At 68.5% G+C, this 25,888-nt stretch carries 26 protein-coding genes; 15 read left to right on the top strand and 11 right to left on the bottom strand.

Annotation, left to right across the window (positions count from 1 at the left end; translation table 11 throughout):
- Positions 1-42 precede the first annotated feature (42 nt).
- Positions 43-699 carry a winged helix-turn-helix transcriptional regulator gene (locus tag AB0L06_RS04710; RefSeq protein ID WP_500229558.1) on the top strand — a complete coding sequence of 219 codons (657 nt, stop codon included), beginning with the start codon at positions 43-45 and terminating at the stop codon, positions 697-699.
- A 190-nt stretch (positions 700-889) separates the two neighbouring features.
- Here AB0L06_RS04710 and AB0L06_RS04705 read toward each other — a convergent pair whose 3' ends face one another.
- Together AB0L06_RS04705 and AB0L06_RS04700 are read right to left on the bottom strand one after the other, a co-directional pair.
- Positions 890-1,090: a hypothetical protein gene (locus tag AB0L06_RS04705; RefSeq protein ID WP_500229557.1), complete on the bottom strand. Its 201-nt coding sequence runs from the start codon at positions 1,088-1,090 to the stop codon at positions 890-892.
- A 199-nt stretch (positions 1,091-1,289) separates the two neighbouring features.
- Entirely contained in the window at positions 1,290-1,529 is a 240-nt protein-coding gene (locus AB0L06_RS04700; RefSeq protein WP_500229556.1) for a hypothetical protein, read from the bottom strand.
- Between the two features lie 857 nt (positions 1,530-2,386).
- Here AB0L06_RS04700 and AB0L06_RS04695 point away from each other — a divergent pair.
- A complete protein-coding gene (locus tag AB0L06_RS04695; RefSeq protein WP_500229555.1) occupies positions 2,387-2,740 on the top strand; it encodes a ClpX C4-type zinc finger protein in 354 nt (117 codons plus the stop codon).
- A 1,086-nt stretch (positions 2,741-3,826) separates the two neighbouring features.
- Here the strand turns inward: AB0L06_RS04695 and AB0L06_RS04690 are convergent.
- Complete coding sequence (locus AB0L06_RS04690; protein ID WP_500229554.1) at positions 3,827-4,240, bottom strand: VOC family protein; 414 nt, start codon at positions 4,238-4,240, stop codon at positions 3,827-3,829.
- 178 nt (positions 4,241-4,418) lie between these two features.
- Between AB0L06_RS04690 and AB0L06_RS04685 the strand changes: the two genes are divergently transcribed.
- On the top strand, positions 4,419-5,312 hold the full coding sequence (locus tag AB0L06_RS04685; RefSeq protein WP_500229553.1) for a LysR family transcriptional regulator: 894 nt from the start codon (positions 4,419-4,421) through the stop codon (positions 5,310-5,312).
- A gap of 1,279 nt (positions 5,313-6,591) precedes the next feature.
- Here the strand turns inward: AB0L06_RS04685 and AB0L06_RS04680 are convergent.
- A complete protein-coding gene (locus AB0L06_RS04680) occupies positions 6,592-7,017 on the bottom strand; it encodes a MarR family winged helix-turn-helix transcriptional regulator (protein WP_500229552.1) in 426 nt (141 codons plus the stop codon).
- Between the two features lie 91 nt (positions 7,018-7,108).
- Between AB0L06_RS04680 and AB0L06_RS04675 the strand changes: the two genes are divergently transcribed.
- Positions 7,109-7,840, top strand: a complete 732-nt coding sequence (locus tag AB0L06_RS04675; RefSeq protein ID WP_500229551.1) for an SDR family NAD(P)-dependent oxidoreductase — start codon at positions 7,109-7,111, stop codon at positions 7,838-7,840.
- A 247-nt stretch (positions 7,841-8,087) separates the two neighbouring features.
- Here the strand turns inward: AB0L06_RS04675 and AB0L06_RS04670 are convergent, their stop codons facing one another.
- The gene (locus AB0L06_RS04670; protein ID WP_500229550.1) at positions 8,088-8,696 is read right to left on the bottom strand and encodes a DUF6879 family protein; all 609 of its coding nucleotides are present in this window, start codon (positions 8,694-8,696) and stop codon (positions 8,088-8,090) included.
- Positions 8,689-8,958: a hypothetical protein gene (locus AB0L06_RS04665; RefSeq protein WP_500229549.1), complete on the bottom strand. Its 270-nt coding sequence runs from the start codon at positions 8,956-8,958 to the stop codon at positions 8,689-8,691. The genes AB0L06_RS04670 and AB0L06_RS04665 overlap by 8 nt, the downstream gene beginning before the upstream one ends.
- A gap of 278 nt (positions 8,959-9,236) precedes the next feature.
- Between AB0L06_RS04665 and AB0L06_RS04660 the strand changes: the two genes are divergently transcribed.
- The 5 genes from AB0L06_RS04660 to AB0L06_RS04640 all read left to right on the top strand — a co-directional run bounded on the left by AB0L06_RS04660 (position 9,237) and on the right by AB0L06_RS04640 (position 12,738).
- Positions 9,237-9,473 carry a hypothetical protein gene (locus AB0L06_RS04660; RefSeq protein WP_500229548.1) on the top strand — a complete coding sequence of 79 codons (237 nt, stop codon included), beginning with the start codon at positions 9,237-9,239 and terminating at the stop codon, positions 9,471-9,473.
- On the top strand, positions 9,454-9,972 hold the full coding sequence (locus AB0L06_RS04655) for a DUF6879 family protein (protein WP_500229547.1): 519 nt from the start codon (positions 9,454-9,456) through the stop codon (positions 9,970-9,972). Before AB0L06_RS04660 ends, AB0L06_RS04655 begins: the two co-directional genes overlap by 20 nt.
- A gap of 19 nt (positions 9,973-9,991) precedes the next feature.
- Positions 9,992-10,861, top strand: coding sequence for a helix-turn-helix domain-containing protein (locus AB0L06_RS04650; RefSeq protein WP_500229546.1), 870 nt, complete (start codon positions 9,992-9,994; stop codon positions 10,859-10,861).
- A gap of 195 nt (positions 10,862-11,056) precedes the next feature.
- Positions 11,057-12,196 (top strand): adenosylhomocysteinase, encoded by a 1,140-nt coding sequence (locus AB0L06_RS04645; protein WP_500229545.1) that lies wholly within the window; start codon positions 11,057-11,059, stop codon positions 12,194-12,196.
- Positions 12,193-12,738: an NUDIX hydrolase gene (locus AB0L06_RS04640; RefSeq protein WP_500229544.1), complete on the top strand. Its 546-nt coding sequence runs from the start codon at positions 12,193-12,195 to the stop codon at positions 12,736-12,738. Before AB0L06_RS04645 ends, AB0L06_RS04640 begins: the two co-directional genes overlap by 4 nt.
- Before the next feature lie 683 nt (positions 12,739-13,421).
- Here the strand turns inward: AB0L06_RS04640 and AB0L06_RS04635 are convergent.
- Positions 13,422-14,045: a 2'-5' RNA ligase family protein gene (locus AB0L06_RS04635; protein ID WP_500229543.1), complete on the bottom strand. Its 624-nt coding sequence runs from the start codon at positions 14,043-14,045 to the stop codon at positions 13,422-13,424.
- 144 nt (positions 14,046-14,189) lie between these two features.
- Here AB0L06_RS04635 and cutA point away from each other — a divergent pair, with 144 nt between their 5' ends.
- Positions 14,190-14,510, top strand: a complete 321-nt coding sequence (gene cutA, locus AB0L06_RS04630) for a divalent-cation tolerance protein CutA (RefSeq protein ID WP_500229542.1) — start codon at positions 14,190-14,192, stop codon at positions 14,508-14,510.
- A gap of 606 nt (positions 14,511-15,116) precedes the next feature.
- On the opposite strand, the gene AB0L06_RS04625 is transcribed toward cutA, so the two are convergent.
- Positions 15,117-16,388: an NsdA family TPR-like regulatory protein gene (locus AB0L06_RS04625; RefSeq protein WP_500229541.1), complete on the bottom strand. Its 1,272-nt coding sequence runs from the start codon at positions 16,386-16,388 to the stop codon at positions 15,117-15,119.
- Positions 16,389-17,515: 1,127 nt separating this feature from the next.
- Between AB0L06_RS04625 and AB0L06_RS04620 the strand changes: the two genes are divergently transcribed.
- Genes AB0L06_RS04620 through AB0L06_RS04605 form a run of 4 tightly spaced genes read left to right on the top strand, consistent with a single transcriptional unit; the run spans position 17,516 to position 20,307 of the window.
- Complete coding sequence (locus tag AB0L06_RS04620) at positions 17,516-17,878, top strand: hypothetical protein (RefSeq protein ID WP_500229540.1); 363 nt, start codon at positions 17,516-17,518, stop codon at positions 17,876-17,878.
- Positions 17,875-18,189, top strand: coding sequence for a hypothetical protein (locus tag AB0L06_RS04615; protein WP_500229539.1), 315 nt, complete (start codon positions 17,875-17,877; stop codon positions 18,187-18,189). Before AB0L06_RS04620 ends, AB0L06_RS04615 begins: the two co-directional genes overlap by 4 nt.
- Before the next feature lies 1 nt (position 18,190).
- On the top strand, positions 18,191-19,075 hold the full coding sequence (locus AB0L06_RS04610; RefSeq protein WP_500229538.1) for a radical SAM/SPASM domain-containing protein: 885 nt from the start codon (positions 18,191-18,193) through the stop codon (positions 19,073-19,075).
- An 11-nt stretch (positions 19,076-19,086) separates the two neighbouring features.
- Entirely contained in the window at positions 19,087-20,307 is a 1,221-nt protein-coding gene (locus AB0L06_RS04605; protein ID WP_500229537.1) for a methyltransferase domain-containing protein, read from the top strand.
- Between the two features lie 85 nt (positions 20,308-20,392).
- Here the strand turns inward: AB0L06_RS04605 and AB0L06_RS04600 are convergent, their stop codons facing one another.
- A complete protein-coding gene (locus tag AB0L06_RS04600) occupies positions 20,393-21,994 on the bottom strand; it encodes an alkaline phosphatase D family protein (RefSeq protein WP_500229536.1) in 1,602 nt (533 codons plus the stop codon).
- Between the two features lie 258 nt (positions 21,995-22,252).
- Between AB0L06_RS04600 and AB0L06_RS04595 the strand changes: the two genes are divergently transcribed.
- Entirely contained in the window at positions 22,253-22,735 is a 483-nt protein-coding gene (locus AB0L06_RS04595) for a cupin domain-containing protein (RefSeq protein ID WP_500229535.1), read from the top strand.
- A 232-nt stretch (positions 22,736-22,967) separates the two neighbouring features.
- On the opposite strand, the gene AB0L06_RS04590 is transcribed toward AB0L06_RS04595, so the two are convergent.
- Positions 22,968-24,845 carry a Vgb family protein gene (locus tag AB0L06_RS04590; RefSeq protein ID WP_500229534.1) on the bottom strand — a complete coding sequence of 626 codons (1,878 nt, stop codon included), beginning with the start codon at positions 24,843-24,845 and terminating at the stop codon, positions 22,968-22,970.
- A 306-nt stretch (positions 24,846-25,151) separates the two neighbouring features.
- On the bottom strand, positions 25,152-25,664 hold the full coding sequence (locus tag AB0L06_RS04585) for a hypothetical protein (protein ID WP_500229533.1): 513 nt from the start codon (positions 25,662-25,664) through the stop codon (positions 25,152-25,154).
- Positions 25,665-25,888 lie beyond the last annotated feature (224 nt).

Here is a 25,888-nt window from a genome sequence, read left to right as displayed (position 1 = left end):
AGCTCTAGTCCTAAATTAGGATCACCATCCTATGATGGCGGCATGAGCCGTAGCTATGGCGATCTGTGTGGTGTGGCCCGCGGACTGGACGTCGTCGGTGAACGATGGGCGCTGCTGGTCGTGCGAGACCTCCTGCTCGGCCCCAAGCGCTTCGGCGACCTGCTCAGCGGCCTGCCCGGCGTGAGCCCCAACGTGCTGAGCCAACGGCTGCGCGACCTGGCCGAGCACGGCGTCGTCCAGCGCTACGACCTCGGGCCACCGGCCCGGGTCCACCTCTACGAGCTCACCGAGTGGGGACGCGGCCTGGAGCCCGTCCTGCTCGCGCTCGGCCGCTGGGGCAACGACGCGTCGTCCCCGCCTGAGGGCGTCCTCGGCATCGACTCCCTTCTGCTGGGCATCAAGGCGAGCTTCGACCCGGCACGAGCGGCCGAGCTGCGCGGTGTCTACGAGCTCCGAATCGGCGCGGACACCTACGTCGCCGAGGTCGCCGACGACGCCGTCCAGGTCGACCGCCGACCGGCGACCGGAACCCCCGACGCCGTCCTCGCCACGGACCTGGACACTCTCCGCGCGATGCACGACCACCAGATGTCCGTCCAGGACGCCGTCCACTCCGGCCTAGTCCAACTGACCGGCAACGAAGCCGCCCAGCAGCACCTCACCGACCTACTCGTGGCGTCCTTCCCGGTTGCTGACTAGGCGCCAGGAGCGCCTCAACGTCCGACGCAAGCGGCCGACTCTCCCTGACCGACCAAGCGGACGGTGGACCGGCGCTGTGCAGGTGGCTCGTCCAGCGCGCGAAGCATTGACGTGAACCATCGGCATGGCGGACGAAACTCCGCACGGTGCTCTGTCATGAGTCTGCGGCGATCGCGCGCGGGTGAGTACCTCAATCGCGTGGCAGTTGGGCCTCGTGGAGCCGTAGGACCTCTTGCGCGTAGCGGTCCAGGTCGCGCGCCGACTTCAGCAACTCGGCCTCGTTGTGGCCGTGCTTGGCCTGGTTGGCCTTCTCCTGATCACGGTGACGCCGCACATGTAGTTCGTCCTGGGCGTGTTCGATGAGCTTCTCGAGCGCCGTTTCGATGTCCATGTCCGCACACCTGCCCACGGCAGGCAGTGGGTCTGGCCAATGCCTCGTCAAGACTCTCCATGGCCCGTCCTGATGTCGCGGAGCGTGCCCCGGTGCCGACTCGAAGGTAGGAGTCCCGACCCGCTGGCGCCCGTGGACTGCGTCCTGCACTGGGCGGCTGTTTCCCCTTGTCAGAGGCGCTTGGTCGCGATGGCCGGTCTCACCCGGTCGACCGAGGCCGCCCGGGTGACAACGAGGCGGTCACGCGCTCTGGCGAGTCCATGATTTGCGAGTCCATAGCCGCAACACCCCACGTCGCGTGGAAGTATTGCTTCAAGGATTCCCTGAAAGTATCCACGTGCAGAATGTAGCAATGAAAGTCATTGTCCAGCTCTTGCTGTGCCTCGATCTCATGCATGACGTGTGAAGATATGCGCTGAACCAGTTCTTGCTCGGTCATCGACAAGTCCTCATTCTTGGTCGGTGGAGCCACTTCACAGTGTGCTCAAGATATTTCTGTCGCCTCCTGGACGTCGCTGCCCCGACCTGCGCCGATGGCCCCGTGCAGGCCCGTCGACCTCGATCGCGTCCATCCGCAGGAATGGACGGCGCAGTCCATGCCGTCGCAGGCCATTCACCCCGCCTGCACCCTCAGGGATGGATGAATCGGCCTTCAAGACATGGCTCGTCGTGGGACGCCGCGACGAGCAGTGCGTCATTCAGCATCGGTAGAACTGGCAAGGCAAGGGTCCCTTCTGGTTGGTCTCACGGGTACTCCGGTCCGCCGCGAGGAACCCTTTGGTGTGAATCCGGAAATCTTCTCGTGTGCACGCGAGCATCGCACTCAGCACGGCACGAGGCGCGAGGCGCATCGTCCTGCTGCCACGTCCCCACCGGCGCCCTGTCCGCCGTGCTCAACACTGTCAACCAGATCACCGACGGCCACCCCGATCTGGGCAGGTCCGTGGCGGGCTTGAGTGTCGATGAACGCCCTGGTGAGTGGATCTATCCGGATGCTAGCGGCGGACTCTCTCCTCGCCGATCAGGCGCGCTGATCGGAGGGCGAACCAGCGCTGTGGGGCAGTTCGGCCAGCGCACGAAGCGCAATCTCGCAGGCCCTCATCGCCCTGCCAATCCGGTGGCTCTTCGAGTCGCCTGGTGTGAGTCAGGCCCGCTGACCTCCGCTCAGGAGCGTGTCTCAGCAGTCGCAAATCATTGGCCAGTTGTCAGGATGGCCCTGACAGGCCTAGGGTCGTCAGGGCCATCCTGACAACTTAGGAGCGTGCTGTGGCCGTGGCCGCGACATCGCCTGACACCGTGACTGAACTCGCCCGGTGCTCCTTCTGCGGCAAGCCGGACACCGAGGTCGACAAGTTGGTCGCCGGTGCTGGAGTCCACATCTGCAACGAGTGCGTCGCCCTGGCCGCCTCGATCATCGAAGCCAGCCCCGGCAGCCCGGCGAAACCGCGTGTGCCGGTCTGGGAGTCGCTGACGGACGAGGAGATGCTGAGCCACATTCCGCGCGTCGCCGCGCACATCGACCAGGCCGAGGCCGACCTGCGCGCGTGGGTCCAAGAACTGCGCCGACGCCGAGTCACCTGGGCCAGGATCGGCGAAAGCCTCGGAATTTCCCGCCAGTCCGCCTGGGAACGCTTCTCCGGCGAGGAGTAACCCACCCGTCCACCCGAATCGAGGGAGGAGCGGCAGACCACCCGCCGCACGACGAGGTCTTCGGAAGCACGGCCCTCACGCATCGGCGTCTTGTCGCCTCATCACCCACCCGAGCGCCCGACTCCAGTTGACCAGCCGGATTTCAGCGACACACCGGGCTCGACCGCACGACCAACGGATCGCTGAAGAACCCGCTTCCGGAAGGCCCCCCTTCCACCAACGCACCTGCAGCTTTACTCTGGGGTCCTCATCGCCCCTACGAGGGTTCGCAACAACCCCATGCGGGTCAGCAGGCCCCACATCGCCGAGTCCTCATCGCCCCTACGAGGGTTCGCAACTACGTCTGCACGCTCGGGGCCTTCGGTCCGTTGCGGGTCCTCATCGCCCCTACGAGGGTTCGCAACACGGCGCCCGCCAGGTCCGGCGCCACCTGCGCGAGTCCTCATCGCCCCAACGAGGGTCCGCAACCCGCAGCGACCCGCTCGTCCCCCCGGGGCCGAGCCGTGGTCCTCAGCGCCCCTACGAGGGTGGCACGGTCATCCACGTGGCCAGCCTGCCAGTTGGTCGCGGCAGTGGATTGGCCACTCGACGCGGACAGAGCCATTCGCTGTCTAGAAGCACGCGATGCGTATCTGTGGGGGCCTGCGGCCTTCGGCCAGCGAGTCGGCGCAGCACTGAAACGAGGACAGCCGCTGTGGCGAGTGCGGCGCCAGCCAGCAGCCATGGTGTTCTCGCCTCTGTTTCTTCGGACTCCTCGTTGGCCGGGAGCTGCGCAGTGTGGCGAGAGGCGTTGACCCGTACTTGACCGTGTCACCCGGGCCACACCGCCTCCCGAACTCGACGTACCACCTGCGCCATCGGGCGCACCCGTCCTAGAGCAGATGGTGCGGACGCGGTACGCGGCCGGTGATAGCCAACGAGCTATAGCCCGTGAGCTGGAGATCGATCGCCGCAAAGTCAAACGAATCGTCGAGTAGAGAGCGTGAGGACATGCTCTGCACCATGGCACGGTGCAGAGCATGTCCTCACGCTGACTGCGTGATGCGCGGCCGGCGTGGATCGGACGCCCCGAGGCGACGACCGCGACTACTCCGCGTAGGGCTGGTCGGTGCTGTGACCGCTGTAGCCGACGCTCCAGATGTAGCCGTCCAGGTCGGCGAAGGCGCCACCGTAGCCACCCCACGGCAGGGCGTCGGCGGGCTTGAGGACCGAGGCGCCGGCCTTCTCGGCCTCCGCCATGATCTCGTCGACCCGGGTCTCGCTCCGGACGACGTAGGTCAGGACCAGCCCGCTGAAGCCGCTGCCCTCCGCTTCGGTGCCCACCATCGCGGCCAGTCCTTCGCGGCTGTAGAAGCCGACGGGCGAGGCGCCGTCCGAGGCGAAGAACACCGAGACGCCGAAGTCGCTCTGAACCTCCCAGCCGAGTCCCTCGGTGTAGAAGCGCTTGGCCCGGTCCATGTCGCGGACGCCCAGAAGGATCGAGCTGACGTGTGCCTTCATGGCATGACTCCCATTAGCGAATGATCGTTTCGCGTGTGCGGCTCCAGCCGCCACGCCGCCGCGGCCAGGTCGTTTACCCCTGTCTGCGTCGTGGTCCAACCCTCGGGCAGGGACGTACGATCATCAACGCCGGGTCAGCGCATGATCCGATCACTCGTACTTATGTTGGGGGGACGGAGTGGACTTCCGGGATATCGAGATCTTCCTGACCCTCGCCGAAGAGTTGCACTTCGGCCGCACCGCGGACCGCCTCCACCTCTCCCAGGCCCGGGTCAGCCAGGCCATCGCGCAGCAGGAGCGTCGGCTCGGCGGCACTCTGTTCGACCGGTCCAACCGCCGTCGGGTCCGGCTCACCGCGCTGGGCGCCTCGCTCAGGGACGACCTCCTGCCCGCCTATGCCAGCCTGCTGGACGGTCTGGAGCGGGCCCGGCGATCGGCGCGAGGTATCACGGAGCGCCTGACGGTCGGCATGATGCCGTTCAACGGTCCGGACCTGCACCACGTCTGGGAGGCCTTCCGGGCAAGTCACCCGCAGTACGAGCTCGTCCTGCGGCACACGTCGTTCGCCGACCCCTTCGGCACGCTCCGCGCCGGCGACATCGACGTCCTCATCACTTGGCTGCCGGTCGAGGAACCCGACCTCACCGTCGGCCCGGTCCTGTTCACCGACTCCCGCGTGCTCGCCGTCTCCGCCTCCCACGACCTCGCCGGGCTCCAGTCGGTCTCCACCGAGGCGCTCGCCGACTTCGCCCACATTCGCGTGTCCGGCAAGCCCGAGGCGTGGGAGGACGGATACCTCCCCTTCCACACCCCGCGCGGCCAGACGATCCCCCGCGTCCAGTCCGTCGCCCACACCGACGAGATCCTGCACCTCGTGGGCACGGGCGAGATCATCCACGCCTTCCCCGCTCACGTCACCCGCTACTGGGCGATGCGTGACATCCGGTTCCTGCGGCTTCCCGACATGGCGCCCCTCGTCTACGCGCTCGTCTGGCGCACAGAAACCGAGAACGACCACATCCGCGCCCTGGCCAGCACCGTCGAAGCCCTCTCTCCGCTCAAGCCGCGCTGAACCGGGTGATGATCAGCCCGCCGTTTCGGAGGGGCGTAGCAGGCTGCCGGCTGTTCGCGCCAGGACGGCGTCGATCACCGCGCCAAGCCCGACCTTCGGCCTCGCTCGGCGAACCCCCATGCCGCAGAAGCAAGAAGCACCAGATTGGAGACCTGGTGCTTCATCAACCCGTCAACCATCGAAGGTCCGCCGAACCGCAGCCCATCCTGCACCGGCACCTTGTAGCCTCATCGCCAAACCGAGCATCCGAGACAAAGGTGATCAAGAGCTTTCAGCGACACGCCGGGCTCGACAGCACTACCGGCGGATCGCTGAAGAAACCGCTTCCAGCGGATGCCTCTTCCACCAACGCACCTGCAGCTCTACCCTGGGGTCCTCATCGCCCCTACAAGGGGTTCGCAACGCGCGGCACGACCCCTCCTAATCCAGTCCCAGGACGTCCTCATCGCCCCTACAAGGGTTCGCAACTGGGTGGGATGCAGGTCCACGGAGGTGACCCGGCCCGTGTCCTCATCGCCCCTACAAGGGTTCGCAACGGGAGGACGAGAAAGGACACGAAGGGCCTCCGGGCATGGGTCCTCATCGCCCCTACGAGGGTTCGCAACCGGTCGAGGTGGATGTGCCCGGCCTCCATGCTCAGGTCCTCATCGCCTCTACGAGGGTTCGCAACGTCGCCTGGTCGTGTCACCCCAATTTGCGGGCGAGGACGGGTCCTCATCGCGCCTGCGAGGGTTCGCAACTCCAGCGCCAGCGTCAGCGGCGGGTCCAGCCGGCCGGTCCTCATCGGCCCTACGAGGGTTCGCAACAGCGGGACCACGTTCTCGGCCGGGGCGTAGTCGGCGGTCCTCATCGCCCTAACTGCGCCGCGCTCCAAGACACCCCCGCTCGGCACCCACTGCCGGGCGGGGCGTCCGCATGCGTCCGGCCGCGTGCCGGTTGCGCGGGCATCGAGCCCACGCAACCGAGCTGCCGCCCGCCAGTACAGCACTGCGCCTATCCACCGTGCCCGTCGCGCGGTAGGGGACCGCCCGCCATCGAGGAATACAGACGCCCCTGCTCGCCTAGCATCTGCCGAGGTAGACGGCGTTAGACGCGTGCCAGCGGCAGTCCCCGATCGCCGTTGTCGCCGTCACCATTGCCGTCGGCGGTGGCGTCCGAGGTCCGGTGTAAATCGGGGACGTGGTTCCGGTTTCCTGGTGAGGCTACGCAGTGCGGTGGCGGTTCGGTGTGACCGGCTTGGGGGTTGTGGCGTGTTGGGGTCGGAGCTGGGCCGCTGAGATCAGAGGCGTAGTGCTGTGGTGGCGGACTGGAGCAGATGGACGAGGCTGTCGCGTTGAGTGCTGGGCCAGGAGCTGAAGCGGGTGGCCAGTGTGGTGTTGATGGCCTGCTGGAACTGGCCGGTGACCGCCTCGCCCTCGGGGGTGAGGTGGACGCGGGACATCCGGCGGTCGTTGGCGTCGGGTTGGCGGGTGAGCAGGCCGCGTCGCTGAAGCCGGTCGACCAGGCCGGTGATGTTGGTCTTGTCGCAGTGCAGCAGGGTTGCCAGCTCGCCGAAGGACGGCTGCAGATGTTGTGCGAAGCACAGCAGTTGCGCTTGCTGGGGGGTTAGTCCCAGGCGACGGCTCGCCGTGCTGAACAGGCCGTCGATCTCCATGAAGGCGCCGATCAGCGTCTCGACGAGTTCGTCATCGGATGCAGTGGCCATGGCAGGCAGGTTACTACCTGGACAGTTGACACCCTCTACCAAATTAGTCGATGCTATGGACTGTCCATAGAATCGACCAATTGGAGGGGTTGTGCGTATCGAGGATCGGGTCGCGGTCGTCACCGGCGGATCACGCGGCATCGGACGGGCGATCAGCGACCGGCTCGCCGCGGCGGGAATGCGCGTCGTCATCGGCTCCCGTGACCAGGAGACGGCCGCGCAGGCGGTGGACCAGATCAAGGACGCGGGCGGGCAGGCCACCGCGGTCCGCACTGACATCACCCGCCCCGAGGCGGTAACGGAGTTGTTCGATGCGGCCGAGAGTCAGTACGGCCGGGTGGATGTGTGGGTGAACAACGCGGCCATGGCGACCGCTGGGCCGCTGGCCCGCGCCACGGACGAGGACTTCGACCAGTACCTGCACACCAACGTGCGGGCCACGTTCTTCGCCCTGCGCGAGGCCGCGCAGCGCATCAGCGATCACGGCCGGATCATCTTGATCTCTTCCGCCCTGACCGTGTCGCCGCTGCCCGGCATGGCGTTGCTGGCCGCCAGCAAGGCCGCCGGTGACCAACTCGCCCGTACGCTGGCCTGGGAGGTGGGCTCCAGATCCGTCACGGTCAACAGCGTCCTGCCCGGCCTGACCCGCACGGACGTTATCGCCACCGTGCCTCCGCACGTCATCGACGACGCCAAGACCCGCACGCCGCTGGGCCGCCTGGGCGAACCCGCCGACATTGCCGACGTCGTCGCGTTCCTGGCCTCCGACGCCGCCCGCTGGATCACCGGCCAGACCATCAACGCCGCCGGAGGCATGATCTAACGGAGTTGGCGGCGGGCCAGGGCCGGATGCGCACAATCCCGGAGACCTGGTATCCGTTGGCAAGCGGGCCCGGGCGCCGGAAGCCGCGCGGCGCCTAGTGGGACCAGCGAGCCTCGAACCACAGCAGCGCTCTGCGTTCGCGAGGGCTGATCTGATCGAGTGCTGCGACGGCCTCCACTGCCGCGGTCACGTCCGGGGAGCCGGGGGACAGTTGATCGCGCCAGGGGGCCGCTATGCGACAGGCTCCTCAGGCGTGCCCTCCGGGCGCGGGCAGCGGCGCGATCTCCCGTTCGAAGTAGGTCGGCAGTCGCTCGCCCGCGTCGTGCAGTTCGACGAGCTGCCCATGGCAGGCGTGGATCACTTCCGGGTCGTCGTGGCGGCGGCCGCCCGAATGCGTGCCGTCGCTGTCGTAGAGGACCTCGTACATCACTGCACTGCCAAGGAACACAAGCTCAGGTAGCTGATGTTCGGCCTCCAGGGGGCTGACCTCCGCGGCGTCCAAGATCCGAATGTCTTGGACGCCCGCTTCGGCTCTCACCTGAAGCACGTGCAGTTCCCACTGGAGGTAGGGGCTGACCGGCTGTTCGACGATCCGGAGCCGGTGGCTCTGCCGTCCGCTTACCGTTGCGGGCGTTGCCCCAGTGGCGGATCGCTGCTCCTCGATTAGGGAGAGTGCGCGTCCCCAGTCGCCGCTGCTCATCGCGACCCAGCCGGGTTCGTCGGGCTCACGGAAGGACTGACGCCGCTCCAGTTTCCAGAAAGCACCCTCGGTACGTTCGTGGTACCGCCAGAAATCATTGAGATATCCCTGGGCGTCCAGTTCGACGGCGGGGAGATCTCGAACGCGATCAAGCATCGGGGATGTCAGGCTTGGCGGCGATCACCATGCTTCGGAGAAGCACGACGAGCCGTTCGTTTTCCCCAACCGATACATCGGCCGGTAGCCGCTCGGAGTGCTGCTCGGTGAGGTCCCGGCCGATCACCGCGACGTCACCGTTGTCCAGCTCCCAAATATCCGGACACGTCGGATCTGCATTGGTGCCCCCCAACTCGACTGCGGACTTGCCGAGCCTGCGCTTGAACCCGGTCGTCGGGTCGGCCTCCCACGGTCGAGGCATCGTGAGACTTCCCTACCGGAAACGAGGACGTTCAAAAACGGTCTCACGCGGTCTGAGGGCAGGCAATCCTCCGCGCAGTGCGACGCTGCTACCGGATGCCCAGGGGCCAATGTGCCTGCACACGGACGGGCGTAACGCTTACCCCCCGAGGCGCGTCCCCGCCCTCGTGAAGCTGCGGGGTAAGTCTTGTGCCCAGGTACCTTGCTCACGTGGCGCACTAGTAGCGAGGCTTGCTACACGCGCGCAAGCCAGCGCAGTCCCCCTCGCTGGAGGAGACCATGCGGATACGGTTCGTTGGCATCGACCCCGACACCGGGGGCAACAACTGCCCGGCGGTGTTCGTGGACGAGGACACAGGCGACATCTGGTTCCAGGGCGACGCGGTCACCGACCCCGCCGCTTTGGCCGAGGTTGCCAAGCACAGTCCGCTCGGGGAGTCGGAGGTGGTCGTCAAGCTCCCTCCTCGCATGGCAGCGATCATCAGGGAGGCGGTAGATGACCACGGATCCGAATGAGGTCTGGAATCGGCTGATCAAGTCGACCGCCTCCTCGGCCGTTCACCTGGAGATGCGGGACGCCTACACCCCCGAGGATCCGGTGTTCTTGGAGTGGAAGGCCGGGAAGCTGGACCTGAGCAGACCGGCCTACCCCGAGTGGTTCGCAGAGGTGCGCGAGCACATGGCACGCGGGGTGGAGTTCCGCAGAGCGCGGATCGTGTCAGAGCCGGTCACCGACTTCATCCGGTTCGAGTACGAGATCACCTCGGCGCTGAACGTGGCTGCGGGAGAGCAGGTGCGATGGCTTCAGCGCAGACACGCTTCGGATATCAGTCTGCCGGGGAACGACTTTTGGGTCTTCGACGACCAGGCCGTGAGGTTCGGGTACTTCGCGGGCGACGGAACCTACATCGATGACGAGGCCGTGGAGGAGCCGTCAACCGTCGCACTGTGCGCCTCGGCGTTCGAGGCCGTGTGGGAGCGCGCCATCCCGCACGAGGTGTACAGGCCGCGCTGAGACCGGTTGCCGATCCTCAATGCCCTCGAAACCGTCGCCGTCGTCTAGCGTCCAGCGCGCCAGGGAGGAACTGGCCACACGCCTGCGAGAGCTCCGGCTCGATGCCGGGCTGACCGGGCGGGCGCATGCGACGGCGGCGGGGTGGCATGAGTCCAAGACCTCGCGGATTGAGTCTGGCAAGCAGGCTCTCACCGATACCGACATCCGCACCTGGTGCCGCGTGTGCGGTGCTGACGAGCAGGCCACCGACCTCATCGAGGCTAACCGGGTAGCCGACTCCATGTATGTGGAGTGGCGGCGTCTGCATAGGGCTGGGATGAGGAGAGCGCAGGAGTTGCGCATCCCGCTGTACGAGCGGACCCGGTGGTTCAAGGTCTACTGCTCCACCGTCATACCGGGCTTCTTCCAAACCCCCGGATACGCAACAGCGCTCATGACCGCGATCACCCGGTTTCAGGACACTCCAGACGACGTCGCCGATGCGGTCACGGCCCGGATGGCCAGGAACCACGTTCTTCACGGTGGTGAGCGGCGTTTTGCTGCGATCGTCGAGGAGTCGGTTCTCCGCGCCAGGCACGGAGACGCCCAGGTCATGGCAGCCCAGCTCGGTCATCTGCTCGCGGTGTCCGGTCTGCCCGCGGTCTCGCTCGGCATCGTCCCTCTCGCCGCGCCAGATCGGCCCATCTGGACGCTGGAGGCGTTCAACATCTTCGACGACACGCGCGTCGAGGTTGAACTGCTGTCTGCGCAGGTGACCGTGACACAGCCGAGCGAAGTGGCCGTGTACGTGCGCGCGTTCGAGCAACTCAGCCACATGGCCGTCTACGGTTCCTCCGCAAGATCCCTGATCACTCAGGCGATCGAGGCCCTCGACCAGCCCCGCGACTAGGGCGCAAACCGGCGCAAGGTTGTGGCCGGTTGCACGCACCGCTTCCTAGCGTGCTTGCAGGCACAGGCACTCGGTAGGGGGCGTTCAGATGGGGTCGTTGGGCAAGTCGTGTGAGGCCGACACCGAGCAGGCGGACGACCCGCGTGGCGCGGCGTTCACGGCCGCACTGCGCCGGGTGACCGGGTGGGTGGGATCATGACTGCGCTGGAGGACTTCGAGATCTCACGCACCGAGGCGTTCTTCCGCAAGATCACCGCTCGCTACCCGGCCGACGACGCCGTGTCAGCAGTCGTGATCACGCATCTGCTGGGCGAGCGCCCCGCCTTCCTGCGTGCGGTCGGGCGGGTGGCCGAGGTCGCCGCCGTGCTGCCCAAACCCAAATCGATCGACCCGGCCGCGCTGGAGGAGATCACCGGCCTGATGCCGGTGGACGAGTTGGACCGCGCCGCGTTCGCCGACCCTGCCCGCGCGCTGGAGTACCTGGAATCGCGGGCGGCGGGCCGGCCGGTAGTGCTGCTGGACATCGGCGGGTACTTCGCGCCCAGCCTGGAACACGTGTGCGGGCGGTTCTCCGGCCAGATCGTGGGGGTGGTCGAGGACACCGAGAACGGACACCAGCGATACGCGGCTGCCGGCAAACTGCCGTGCCCGGTGTTCAGCGTCGCCCGCTCTCCGCTCAAGGACCCCGAGGACTACCTGGTGGGCCAGTCGGTCACCTTCTCCGCCGAGGCGCTGATTCGTTCGCGCGGCGACATCTTGCAGGGCCGTCCGGCGGCGGTGATCGGGTACGGCAAGCTCGGCCGGTCGATCGCGGCGATGCTGCACGCCAGGCACGTCAGTGTGACCGTGTTCGACTCCGATCCCGTGCAGCGCACGCAGGCCATGTCCCAGGGGTTCCGCACGGCCTCGACACTGGCGCAAGCCATCGCGGGGGCTGGGCTGATCGTGTGCGCCACGGGCAACCTGGCGCTCAAGGAGGAGGATTTCGCGCGGGTCGCCAACGGTGCGTACATCGCCAGCGTCACCAGCAGCGATGACGAGCTGGAGTTGGACGCGCTGGACGAGCTGTACACGCGGACGCCCAGCGGGCCGCACGTCACCCGATACGCCCGGACCGGACACTACTTCTACCTGCTGGCCGACGGCAACGCCGTCAACTTCCTCCACGGCGCGAGCGTGGGTGCTTTCATCTTCCTCGTACAGGCCGAGATCCTGGCGGCGCTGAGCACCCTGGTCACCGCCGACAGCCACGAGCCCGGCCTGCATGAGTTGAACACGACCGAACGCAGCCTGATCGCCGCGACCTGGTTGCGCTACTTCGATGGGACGCCATGATCAGCAGCGACGAGATCCGCACGACTGTCACCCGCTACCTCGCCCAGCACCCTGCCGAGGCCGACCACCTCAAACCGCTCACGGACGCGTTGGCGAGCGGAGCCGACCTGACCTCCCGCAAGGAGTTCAACGGCGGGCACGTCACCTGTGGCGCGGTCGTCATCGACGACACACGTCGCCTGCTGCTCATCCAGCACATCGCGCTCGGCCGGTGGCTGCTGCCCGGCGGCCACCTGGAGCCGGAGGACACCGCGCTGCCGCACGCGGCGCTGCGCGAACTCGAAGAGGAGACCGGGATCTCCTGGCACGGCGCGGTCTCCCCTCCCGGACACGACGTCACCCCGGTGGACATCGACGTCCACACCATCCCCGCCAACCCGGCCAAGGGCGAACCCGAACACTGGCACGCCGACTTCCGCTGGGCGTTCTGGGTGAAGGAACCCAAGGTCGTGCTCCAAGCCGAGGAAGTGGAGGGCTACGCCTGGCGGGCACGTGACAACGCCCCCACTCCCAAGCTCGCGGCCAAACTCACCGCCTTGTAGGGGTGAGGTTGCGCGGTGCGAATGCTGAGGTGTCCGTAGCCGTCCCAGCTTGGCCATGCCAGGCCCCGAGTACGGCGGTGGCCCGGCGCGCGGACACGCGTCGCCCATAGGCTTGGCCGGGCCACCGTATCCAGGCCCGGATAGTGAGGTGCCTCGGATCTTCCGAACGCCACCCGAGTGGTCCGCACCAAGTTGAAGGAGCGGATTTCAGCGACACGCCGGGCACGACAGCGCTACCGGCGGATCGCTGAAGAAACCGCTTCCAGCGGATGCTTCTTCCACCAACGCACCTGCAGCTTTACCCTGGGGTCCTCATCGCCCCTACGAGGGTTCGCAACTGCACCGTCAGGTCCCCCGCCTGGAGACCCGCGCGGTCCTCATCGCCCCTACGAGGGTTCGCAACGCGAACAGACCGTTCGCCGCGCGTTGGTCGACGAGGTTCTCATCGCCCTACGAGGGTTCGCAGCTCCCAGGCTCCTGGCGTGACCCGCCAGACGGCGGCGGTCCTCTCGCCTTATCAGGATTCGCAATAGTCGAAGTAGCGTCCGTGCCCTGCTGGCGTGATGGGTCCTCATCGCACCTATAGGGGTTTGCAACCTGGCCTGGACCATGTACCCCGCACGACGGACGGCCGGTCCTCATTTCCCTGCGAGGGTTGCACCGATGGGTGGACGCCTGTTGAGCTAGGCGCCGAGCACCGTCTCAGTGAGTTGGTCCCACCTGTACAAGCGGCCTACTCTCTCCTGACTGACCAGGTGCACCGAGCGGACGGTGAACGGGTGCTGTGGGGATGGCTCGCTGAATGCCTGAATGATTGGTGCTGCTGGGCCGGACGAGTTGCTGTAGGCGACCGAGACGTGTGGCGTCCACTCGGGCTCGTCGGCGAGCTGGTGGTGGGTGACCGTCCCGGCGACCGCCGAACGTATTGCTTGCCGCACAGGATCAAGCGCACGACCCGGCCGGACGCCGAGCATCGCGGCCTCGCTGTGGAACCACAGCCTGCCGAGATCCACACTGATCGGGTCAAGGCATCCCAGCCGTTCCCCGGCCGCCGCGATCATCGCGCCCACCTCGGTCTCGGGGATCTCATCGGCGAACCCCACGATCTGCGTCGTCATGTGGAGCCACGCCTCGGGCACCAGATCGAGCCCGCCCACATGCGCCAGGGCGCTCTGGCACCTGGCCACCGGAGCGCGGGCGTCCGGCTGGTCGTCCAAGAGGACGTGCCAGACCAGTAGGTGACGTCCAGGACGCATCCCCGGACGCCGCCACCAGTGGTCGGCCAAACGCTCGGGCGACGGACTCATGACACCTCCGAGGTGGTGGTCTTGGGGGCGGGGTGTGGGCTTCGATCAGGCGATCGGTCCCGGAGCCACTCCCGCGCTGTTGCGGCACGTCAACCGAACGGGCACGCCTTCCGTTGCCCGAGCCGCCAACATAGAGTCACGCCCATGACCGATGTGTTGCAGGTCTCGACCACCGCTGAAAGCCGGGAGGTCGCGCTGCGCCTGATGCAGTCGGCTGTCGCCGCCAAACTCGCCGCCTCCGGACAGGTCAGCGGTCCCGTTGAGTCCGAGTTCTGGCATATGAACAAGCTTGGCTCTGGGGAGGAGTGGCAGGTCCACCTCCGCACGACGAGGGATCGCTACGAAGAGTTGGAGAAGCACCTCATCGAGCAGCATCCCTGGGACAACCCCGAGGTGACGTACACGGTCCTCGCCGGTGGGGCCCCGAGCTATCTCGCTTGGGTCAGGCAGGCGACCACCGCCTAATCCGTCAACCATCGAAGGTCTGCGGAAGCGCAGCCCATCTGCACCGGCATCTTGTAGCCTCAACGCCCAACCGAGCGTTCGACCTCAAGTTGATCAGGCGGATTTCAGCGACTCGCCGGGCTCGATAGCGCTACCGACGGATCGCTGAAGAATTCGCTCCCGGCGGATGCGTCCTCCACCTACACACCTGCGGCTTTACCCTGGGATCAGTCCTCATCGCCCCTGCGAGGGTTCGCAACCGGAAGTGCCTGCGCAGGTCGAGCGTGATGTCCGCCTGTCCTCATCGCCCCTACGAGGGTTCGCAACACAGCGACGGAACCGTCCGCGCCTTCCGGGCCGACAGGGTCCTCATCGCCCCTACGGGGGTTCGCAACCCGGTGGGGGTTTTGGACAGGCTGCTGCGGGAGCGGTCCTCATCGCCCCTACGAGGGTTCGCAACGGCACTCTCGCCGCTATCCGGCACCGCGTCACCTCGGTCCTCATCGCCCCTGCGAGGGTTCACAACCCATAGGCGTGCCACCACCCCTTGGCCTTGGTCTCGCCCTCATCGCCCTTGGAGATGGCGTGATGGATTGCGGGGGCGCTGGGCCTTGATGCATCGGGAGCTCAGCGTTGCTTTGGGTTTCCCGTTCTGGTGGCCTGGCGCAGGAGTTCGGCTACTGGCGGGGACGACCTGTATGGCCTGAGGCGTTCGAGGACGACCTGGGCGCGCTGTGCGGTTCGGTCGCTGGCGACGTCGGCTGACAGGTCCAGCATTCTGTTGGCGACGGTGGCCGCTTCCTCTGGTTCGTTGGCGTCCGCTAGGGCCACTGCGAGCCACGACAAGTACAGCGCGAGTTCGCGCGCATGGGTCGCGTCGTACCGGCCGAGGACTTCCGCCAGGAGTGGGACGGCACGTAGTGGACGGTGCAGTTCCGTATATGCCCGTGCCTCCATCACCTGCAATTCGCCTGCGTCCACCCAGTAGAGGTAGCCGGGATCGTCCTCGGCTTGGTCGTTCTGGGCAAGAGCCGTGCTGGCCTCGCCGAGCGCTTCGATGGTGGCGGGCGCGTTCTGGGTGCGCGCGGTCGCCCACGCAATGCGATCCCACGCGAGCGCCCGGGCGCGTGCTGGGGCGTCGGGGCCTGAGACGTCGAGGGAGGCGCGGGCGAGGTCGACGCCTTCGGCGGCGTCGCCAATATTGGCGACCTGGTAGGCCAGCGACCCCAGAAGGTTGCCCTCCAAAGTGCGGTCGCCGGCTTCGCGTGCGGCGTCGATCCCGAGCCGGTAGATCTCCTCGGCGCGGGCGTGCTGTCCGGCGTCGCTGGCGATCCATCCGGCGATCTGGGCGTACTCGCCGATGAGGGCGAGCAGGGCCCTGCCAGTGCGGTCGTCGTGGCTTGACCCGCGGTAGACGCGTCGGGCGTTCTCCAGTTCGCGGACGGCTGGGACGAGCAGATCCCTGCCCGCGAGCACGTCGTCCGCGAGACGGAGACCGTGGACGCGGGCGGCGAGGTCGGCGACGATCCCGGTTCCTACACGTCGTCCGGAAACTTTGGCGAGCCGCGCCGTGAGTTCTTCCCCGGCCAGCGGGGCGGTCCCCGGCAACGGGTAGTGCTCGGGTGCGGGTTGGGTTCTCGTCTGTGTGCCGAAGAGGTCGTCCTCGGGCTGGTTGGTTGCGGTGGCGTACAGGCGTCGGTAGCGGGCTCCCGGGGCGTGCTTTCCCGCCTCCCACTCTTTGATCATGTGTGTGAGGGCCGGGACGTGCGGTAGGCCCGGGAGATCGCGGGGATCGGCGGCGGCCCGGAGTCGTCGTGCCATCTCGGGCCGCGACCAGAATGGCGGTGCTTCTCGTGCGGCGCGCAAGCGCGCGCCCAAAGCTCGCTTTTCGGCGGACATGTTGCGATGCACCTCTCGCCGGGGAGGGGGAGACGGCGACCGCCACCCCTGATAGCCCCCATTCTCCCCGTTCCTATGCGCCACGGCTCTGGCTTCACTGGAAAAGCGGGCGTGCACTCACTGCTGAGATTTCCTCGCGTTATTTGAGTCGCACCATTCGATGCCGGAGTGCGCGCCCACGCAACCCGAACGCGGGTGGTGGGCGTGGTCGTCTTGGGGCTTCCTGGTCCTCGGCTGCGCGCCCGCCGAATACGCGTTGATCGCGGCGATGTGTTGCCTTCGGGCGTCGCGTCCTGCGGCCAGCGTGCCTTCGCAATATCAGAGCGGCCCCGGCCCGCTGCGCTAACAGCGGGGGACCCGGGGCCTTGATCGGACGTGGAGGTCCGACCCAATGGGAGAGCCTAGGGGCAATCCGGGCGTATCTGGGCTGAACGAGCAGGAGCGCAGAGAACTGGAACTCCTGAGTGAGGAGTTCTCTGCCGGGAGGGGGCGGTACTCCGCTGGGCGGCCTGCCCTGGAGTGGGGTGCGCGGCGTAAAGCGGGCGCGGGGTGGGGCGCGAGTGCGGGTGGCGTGTGCGCGCTGATCGCGGTGGACGCTCGCGGGGTGCGGTGGATGCTCGGTCAGGCGGACGCCTGGGGCACCACGGCCGCTGGGGCGTGTACGTCATGAGCCTTGTTGTGGAGGCCGATCCGGACGTTCTGTTGGCGGCGCTGCAGCGTCAGTATCCGGGAGTGCCGTCGTGGCGCGGTGAGTTCACGGGGACCTGGTGGGCGCTGCTCGGCGACCGTCTGGTCGAGGCCCCGACGGCGAGGGAGCTCGCCGCGTGCATCCGGCAGACGCTTCTTCCGTCATGGCCTCCGCGTCGTCCGCAGATGGACGTCCGTCGCGTCCGGGAGGTGGCGCCGGGGCCGCCGCTTGTCACGGTGGGGGCTCGGCTCATGTCGGCGGACGTGCCTTCGGGGTCTCGGCCGGTGGGGGTGGTTCGGGCTCGGGCGGCGCGCCACTGCGAGGTTCGTCCGTCGCGGAGGTCTGGGCGGCAGCGGTTCGCAGATCGGGTGTTGGTGCTGCTGGCGGTTGCTGTGGCTCTGGTCGGCGTGGCGTGGGATGTGGTGAGTCTGCTGTGCGGATGACTCGGGCTTCTTCGCGCGAGCGGTATCTGAACGAGCTGGCTGAGCTGCTGACGGCGGCGGGGTGGACGATCACGCCTCGGTACGAGCTGTCGCCGCCGCTGGTGCGGGTGACTCATCCCGCTCTGGATCGGACGGGGCTGTCGGTGCACGTCGAGCCGCTGCTCTGCGGGGACGGCGAGGTCGCTTGGTTCTGCGACTCGTCCGGACGGTTCCTCGGCACTCGTTTCCAGTTGCCGCACGTGCTTGCGGCCGTCCATGACGCCTTGGGCCCGCTCGTCGCTGATGCGGGGTGGCCCGTTCCGTCCGACGAACCGCCGGTGCGACGTCCTCGGCCACGGCTCAGGAGGAGGGCGTGGTGACCGACTTCGGGAGCCCGGGTAGGCGGGCGCTGGCAGGGCTGAAGCCGCAGCTCTCCGTCCACGGATTCGCGACCGAGTGGGGCGACGACGGCTTGCGCGTCATGGTCCGTCCTGCCAAGTCCGATGCCCTCGATCAGCCTGCGGAGGTTCTCGCCGAAGGCTTGGTCACGTGTGCGCGCCGTGAGGACGACGGCGATCGGTGGTGGTGGCACCTGGACGGCGTCCCCCTCGCCGAGATCGACCATCCGTACGAGGCGATCACCGCGCTCAAAGGCGCGTTCGCCACCCGACTCGACGCCGCAGGAGCGTGAGATGACCGTCCCCGCAATCACTCCGACGTCCACGTCCCGAACGGGATGGGATCGGCTGTGGCTGGAGATCACCCGCCGCTGCCAGCTGGCCTGTCACCACTGCTACAACTCGTCCGGGCCTCGTCAGACAGCCGGGACGATGACGTCGGCCGACTGGCATCGCGTCGTCGATCAGGCTGCTGAACTGGGTGTTCGGGAGTTGTGCGTGATCGGCGGCGAGCCGACCATGTACCCGGGACTCGCCACGTTGATCAACCACGCCATAAGTCTCAGTCTCGGCGTCGAGGTGTACTCCAACCTCGTCCACATCAGCGACGACCTGTGGCGCGTCCTCGCCCAAGACGGCGTTCGGCTGGCGACGTCCTGGTACAGCGACGATCAGGACCAGCACGTCGCCATCACTGGACGCCCGACCTGGCGGCAGACCCGCGCCAACATCGACCGCGCCACCGAGCTGGGTATCCCGTTGCGCGTCGGGATCATCCGCGTACTGGACGAACAGCGCGTCGATCAGGCTCGCGACCAGCTTCGCCTTATGGGTGTCGCGAACATATCGACCGACCGAACTCGGCACATCGGACGCGCCGCACAGCCGAACATCGACCCGTCCACCGAACTCTGCGGACGGTGTGGGGACGGACGTGCCGCCATTGGCCCCGACGGCGAGGTCTGGCTGTGCACGATGGCTCGCGCCATCTCCGCAGGCAACGTCCGTGACCACGCCCTCCGCGACGTCCTGACCGGGCAGGCTTGGCGTGAGCTGCGCGAACGGCTACCGCGCCGAACCACCGACGCTAACCGCTGCAAGCCGAACGACGACAGCAACGACTGTGCGCCCGCCGAGACCGAGTCCTGCAACCCGTCCTGCTGCAACCCCGACAGCTAGGAGGACAGCCGATGCCGACCACCTGGGAAACACACGCCCAAGCCCTCGCCGCCAAGGTCACTCACCCGGGTTCGCGCTGGTGGGGCGCGGTGTGCTCGACGCCCCGCCACCTGCTGGTCCCGCGCTGGTGGGAGGACGACGACACCAGTTGGACGCTGCGCGACGACACCGACGACGAGCCCGCATGGCTCCGGACGGCCTACAGCGACCGCACCCTCGTCACCAAGGTCGGCCTGCGCCACGCCGACCACGCCGCCCCGGACGGCACGACGACCGGCCGTCCGACCTCGTCCTCCACGCTGCCCAGCCTCCTGCTGACCATGTACCGCCACGCCCACCTCTACAGCGGCGCGGACGTCCTGGACGTCGGCGTCGGGTCCGGCTACGGCACCGCCCTGCTGTCCGCCGCGCTCGGCGGCCGCACGCTCACCGCCATGGACGTCGACCCCTACCTGGTCGAGGCCGCCGCCGAACGGCTCGGCAACCTCGGAATCAGGGCCCGCCTGATCAGCGGCGACGCGACCGGCCCTCTCCCCGACACCTACGACCGGATCGTGTCCACGGTCGCCGTCCGTCCCATCCCACAGTCCTGGATCGAGGCACTCCGCCCCGGCGGACGGCTCGTCACGACCCTGACCGGCATCCGCGCGATCCTGACCGCGACCAAGACCGGCGACCCGAACGCGATGCCCGCCGAAGGACGCATCGAATGGGACCGTGCCGGTTTCATGTCGACCCGCCACGGCCCGGACTACCCGCCCGAACCCACCGCACAACCGGAAGGCGAAGGCGACGAGACCCAAGGCCGCTATCCGATCGTCGACGTCGAGGAGTCCTGGGAGCTGCGCTCGATGCTCGAAATCGACCACCCCGGCCTCACCCACCGCTTCGAACGCGACGGCGACCGCCGAACGGCCTGGATGATCCATCCCGACGGTTCCTGGGCCCGAGCCACCGCAACCGCCGATGCCGCCCCGCGAGTCCACCAGGCAGGCTCTCGCCGCCTCTGGGACGCCCTGGACGATCTTCGCCACCGCTGGCTCCTCGACGGCGAACTCCCGCTCTACGGCGCCCGCGCCTGGATCTCGTCCACCGGCACGATCCACCTGGCCCGCGGCTCCTGGCGCGCCCGCATCGGCACGGCCGAAGCCGCGCGCATCGGCACGGCCGAAGCCGCCCGCATCGGCACGGCCGAAGCCGCCCGCATCGGCACGGCCGAAGGAACGAGCTGACCCCCGTCCGCGCATCGCGGTCGGGGGTCAGCCCTGGAAGGTCCACTGGCTCGCAGCCGGGAGACGGGCCCGATGCTGCGGCGGCCTAGCGGACCGGGCTCAGCGGCTTCGTGAACAGAGCCTTGCCGTCCAGATCACGCAGCGTCACGGTCAAGGTCTCGGACGCGGCGTCGATGGCGACCTGGCCGAAGAACTGGAAGCCCTCGGCCGGGGACGTGTTGGCGTGCGGCGGCGCCGACTGGAACTTCAGCGTCGCGCCGAACGTGGAGTCCAGCGCGTTCGGCCCGAAGGCACCCGCGTTCAGCGGCCCGGACACGAACTCCCAGAACGGGTCGAAGTCCGAGAACGAAGCCTTCGCGGGGTCGTAGTAGTGCGCCGCCGTGTAGTGGACGTCGGCGGTCAGCCACACCATGTTCCGGACGCGGTGCTTCTTCGCGAAGCTCAGGATGTCGGCGAACTCGCGCTCGCGGCCCAGCGGCTTGCCGTTGTCGCCCTGCGCGACGCCCTCGATGTTCGGCTTGCCCTCCGTGCCGTCCGGGACGATCAGCCCGAGCGGCAGGTCGTTCGCGATGACCTTCCAGGTCGCCTTCGACGCGCGCAGTTCGCGCTTGAGCCAGGCGACCTGCTCCGGGCCCAGCAGCCCCGGGCCGGACTTCTCGGCCCCGGTCGTGTTCGGGTTCTTGTACGTGCGCATGTCGAGCATGAACACGTCCAGCATCGGCCCGTAGGAGACCTTGCGGAAGATCCGGCCGCCGACCTGCGCGCGGACGGCCGTCGGCGTGTACTCGAACATCGCGCGGCGGGCGCGCGCGGCCAGGACGTCCACGCGCTTCTCGGTGTACCCCGGACGGTCGATGACCTCGCCCGGGTACCAGTTGTTCAGCACCTCGTGGTCGTCCCACTGGTAGAGCATCGGGACGCGCGCGTTGAAGGCGCGGAACGCGGTGTCCTCGAGGTTGTAGCGGAACTGGCCGCGGTACTCGGCGAGCGTCTCGGCGACCTTCGTCTTCTCGGGCGTCACGAGGTTGCGCCAGGTGCGGCCGTCCGGCAGCGCGACGGTCGGCGTCATCGGGCCGTCGGAGTACACCAGGTCGCCGCTGCACAGGAAGAAGTCCGGGTTCACCGCGGACATCGCGTCGAAGATCCGGTAGCCGCCCAGCTCGGGGTTGATGCCCCAGCCCTGCCCGGCCAGGTCGCCCGACCACACGAACGAGATGTCGGCGCGCTTGCGCGGGGCGGTGCGGAGCCGTCCGGCGACGGGCGCGGACGTCACGCCGTGCCGGTCGAGGTCGGCCAGCAGGACCCGGTAGTGCAGCTCCTCGCCCGCCGGGAGGCCGCGCAGGAACGTCTTGCCGGTCAGGTCGGTGTCCGGGGTGAGCACCGGGCCGCGGACCCGGTCCGCGCCGCGGAAGTCCGGCCGCCGGGACACCTCGACCAGCATCCGCGCCGGACGGTCCGACCGCGCCCACACCACGGCCTCGCGCGCGGTCACGTCACCGGCCTGGACACCGTGCGTGACACTCGCCCGTCCCGAACGCACGAAGGCCGGGGCCGTCGGCCCGGGCCTCGCGCTCGCCGTCCCACTGGACAGCAGGCCGAGCGCCGCGCCGCCGCCCGCCACCAGCCCGCCGCGCAGCAGATTCCGCCTGTCCAGCTCCATCGCCGACTCCGATCGTCTTTCGGTCATGCCGATCCGCATGTTCTCCACGTCCGGAAGCGGATACCGGGACCGGACATGATCAATCGGTGAACAAAAGGAGAAAGCGGACTCCGCACCCGGTCGACTTGACAACGGGCGGTCACGGAGTGTGTTCTGGTGTGCATGTCAGCGCGCGTCCCGCAGGGAAGCCCCGTGGCCTTCGGCCGCGCGGCCAGCGCGCTGTGTCCTTCGTGTTGTTGTCGCTGATCTCAGGCCGACCACCCGACACGGCCCCGATCCTTCCGCATGGACGGGGCGAAGCCGAAGGGCACCTCTCTCGTGGATCTCGATCTTGCTCCCGACCTCATGATGCGTGGTCAGGACGACCCGCACGGCCGTGACCTGCTGAAGCGTCCGCCGACCGTGGGCCAGCTCGCCGCCCGCATCCGCGACCTCGCGGCCCGTCCGGACGGCTGGTGGCACCTGGTCGGCTTCGACCCCGCCGGGCCCGTCCGCGTCCCGCTGGACGAGGTCGACGGCGTCCGGCTGTGGCTGACCACCTGGCCGCCCGCCCACCGCACCGGCGTCCACGACCACGTCGGCACCGAGGTCAGCATCGTCATCGCGGGCGAGCTCGTCGAGGTCTCCATCGCCGAGGAGGGCGTCGCCGAGCGTCCCCTGCGCGCCAACCGCGTCCGCGTCCACGGCGGCACCCACACCCACGAGCTGACCAACCCGGGCCCCGCCTTCTCCATCACCCTCCACGCCCAGCTCAGCCCGGCCGCCTGACCCCGCACCGTCCGGCCCATCTGAGCTTGAACCGCCCGGCCGCCTGCCCCCGAACCGCTCGGCCGTCTGGCCCCGGGCCGTCCGGCCATCTGACCTCGCATTGCCGGGCCGTCTGACCCCGGGCGACCGGCCGTCTGAGCTCGCAGCGGCCGGAAAACGCGGCGGTCCGCCGCCGTCCGCTTGGAAGCGGACGACGACGGACCGGTCTGACGGGTCGCGCTGGGTGCGCGGGTCAGTGACGAGCGGTCAGGTGGAGCTTGACCTTCGTCGGCGCCTTCGCGAAGGAGCGCGCCTTGGGCTTCTGGACGAGCAGCTTCTGCAGCGCCGGGGACATCGTGGACTTGGCCCGCATTCCGGGCTGGTTGTCCGGGTTGGTGCCGCCCGCGAGGGAGAAGACGCCGTTCAGGGTCATCATGTTCTTCGACGCGTCCGACGGCAGGCCCATGAGCTGGTTGACGACGCCGTTCAGGAGGCCGAGCGGGCCGCAGCCCTTCGCCGACGGAACCGCCACCGGGGCCTTGATCGACACCGGCCCGGCGTTCCAGCCGAGCGCGGGGTCGGAGGCGAGGCCGCCCGCGGTCATCTCCGGCTCCAGGGACGCCTTGACCGGGCCGATCACGCAGGTGCCGCCGAGCAGCGGGTTGTTGAGCTTGAGGTTCAGCGACAGCCGCGCCCCGAGCCCGCCCGACGGGGTGAAGTAGGCGGTGACCGGGCCCGCGAGGGACTGCGTGACGGTCAGCTTGTTGACCGACAGCATCGCGGCGGGCGACTTGCCGAGGATCGGGCCGACCAGCGGCAGCTGGCCGATGAGGCCGCCGGGGACCTCGAGCTCCTTGCCCTCGAGCTGGGAGCCGGTGACCGGCTTGTTCATCGGGATGTTCGACATGTCGCTCAGGTCGTTGATCCCGCCGGTGACGCGGATCGCGCCGGCCGGCAGCTTCTGGGTGAAGCTGCCGATCTTCATCTCGCCGCCGGTGACGACCTGGGTCTGGCAGAGCTCACCGACCATGCAGCGGGCCGAGTAGGCCGGGGCGGCGGACGGGAACGAACCCGTGGTGAGCGGCGGGGTCGCCGCGTGCGGGGCGCCGGCCGGCGGGTTGGCCGGGTCGAACGCGCCGACGCGGCCGCGACCGGGCGCGCTGTACCAGATCTTGCCGCCCGGGCCGAGCATCAGGCTGCGCGGCGCGGAGAGCGTCGCGGGCAGCGGGTACTCGGTGATGTTCCCGGACGCGTCGATCGCGCCGATGTTGCTCGCGGCGGTCTCGGCGAACCAGATCCGGCCGTCCGGGCCGGTGAGCATGCCGGTCGGCTTGGAGTCGGGGGTCGGCGGGCTGATCTGGTTGACGGAGCCGGTCGCCGGGTCGACGTAGCCGACCTTGCCCACGGACGGCTCGGTGAACCAGACCTTGCCGTCGGCGCCGATCGCGATGTCGGAGAGCGCGGGCATTCCCAGGGTGGAACCGGGCACATCGAACTTCTTGACCGCGCCGGTCGCGGGGTCGAGGCGTCCGACGGAGCCCGTCATGTCGGGGTACCAGAGCGCCCCGTCCTTGCCCACGGCGACGGCCGAGGGCGAGCCGCCGGCGGCGTAGAGGGTGACGTTGCCGGACGCGTCGATCTTGCCGATCGCGCCCGAGTTGATGCCGGAGAACCACATCGAGCCGTTGGCGCCCGGCACGATGGAGTTGACCAGGCTGTAGTTGAAGTTCAACGCCCCGGACGTCGGCAGCTCGAACAGCGTGGACTTGCCGGTCGCCGGGTCCACGCGGCCGATGCGGGGCGAGGTCTGGGACATGTCGGTGTACCAGATCGAGCCGTCGGTTCCGTTGGCCATCCCGCTGGGGAGGCCCTTGAGGTTCTTGGAGTTGTTCGGGACCGCGTACTCCGTCACCTTCCCGGCGGAGATCTTTCCGATGCCGCCCGCGTTCTCGGTGAACCAGACCGCACCGCCGGGGCCCTTCGCGAGCCCGGAGGGGGCCACGTCGGGGATCGGGACGGAGTACTCGGTCACCGGCGCGGCGTGCGCGGCGGTGACCGAGGCGGTCAGGAACGAGGTGGTGCCCAGGGCGGCGGCCAGTGCCGCCGCCCCCGCGCGCGTCGTACGACGCATGCTTCGCCTCCTTCTGGGACCCCGGCCGAACACGCAGGCAGAACGTGGGTGGGGTGGGGGTCCGGGCGGTCAAACAAAACGTGAAGGCCAATACAAACCGGTCAGTAACTACTGATGTCAACAAGATCGTTTCGTGGTGGCCGGATCCGGCCACCATGCCAACCGGACAGCTGACCTGTACGTCTTCGCCCGATCCAGGCCGGAATCGGCCGAACGGCCGCCATCGGCGGACGGGCGTCCGCCATGAACGCACGAAGGCCCCGCACCCGGAGCGGGTGCGGGGCCGTTCGCCGGGGTTCGCCGGGCTCAGCTCTTGCGGGTGAGGGTGTCCACGGTCCCGCCCGTCCAGGTGACCTTGAGGGACGTTCCTGACAGTTCGGCCTTGCCCTGGGTGCGCGTGGTGGAGTGGTCCGCGCAGGTCAGGGTGATGGCGTTCTGCGGGGTGACGGCGCCCGTGCAGAAGTTCGGCGAGTTGAGCGCCGCCGCGCCCCGGTAGAAGAACAGCTTGACCTGGCCGGACGTCCATGTTCCGTCCAGCTTGGACGGTGCCGCGCGGCCAGGCTGCACGCCGTTGATGACCGGGGCTCCAGGCGCGCCGGACGAGGGCTCCGGCGTGGACCCCGCGGGACCGCTGCCCGGCTCGGTGGAGGGTTCCGAGGTGGAGGGCGCCGAGGACGAGCCCGGGGCCTGGTCCGCGCCGGAGGAGGATGACGGGTCCGAGCCCGCGGCCCGGTCCGTCCCGGAGTCGTCGCCGCCCCCGCCTCCGCAGGCGGTGGCCAGGGCCAGGATCAGCGCCGTCGCGGCGATCGGTCGGAGCAAGGTCGGCCTCCTCGGGCAGGGGGTGGAGCCGCCGTCCGCGCACCCGGACGGCGGGCCGCTCAGACTAGCGCCGCCTCCGCCCGGCCGGACAGAGCCCGGATCACGCCGGTCCTGGTGACGAGGACGCCCGCCCGGACGGCCGTCCGGGCGGATGCGGAACGGCCCCGCGTCCGGGTGGGGACGCGGGGCCGTTCGCTTCGGGGGGTGGTGCCGTTCGGGCGGGC

It is taken from the genome of Spirillospora sp. NPDC052269 (assembly GCF_040679435.1).
Taxonomy (GTDB): Bacteria; Actinomycetota; Actinomycetes; order Streptosporangiales; family Streptosporangiaceae; genus Spirillospora.
Note: the sequence above shows the minus strand (reverse complement) of the source record. Positions and strands in the feature narration are given on the sequence as shown.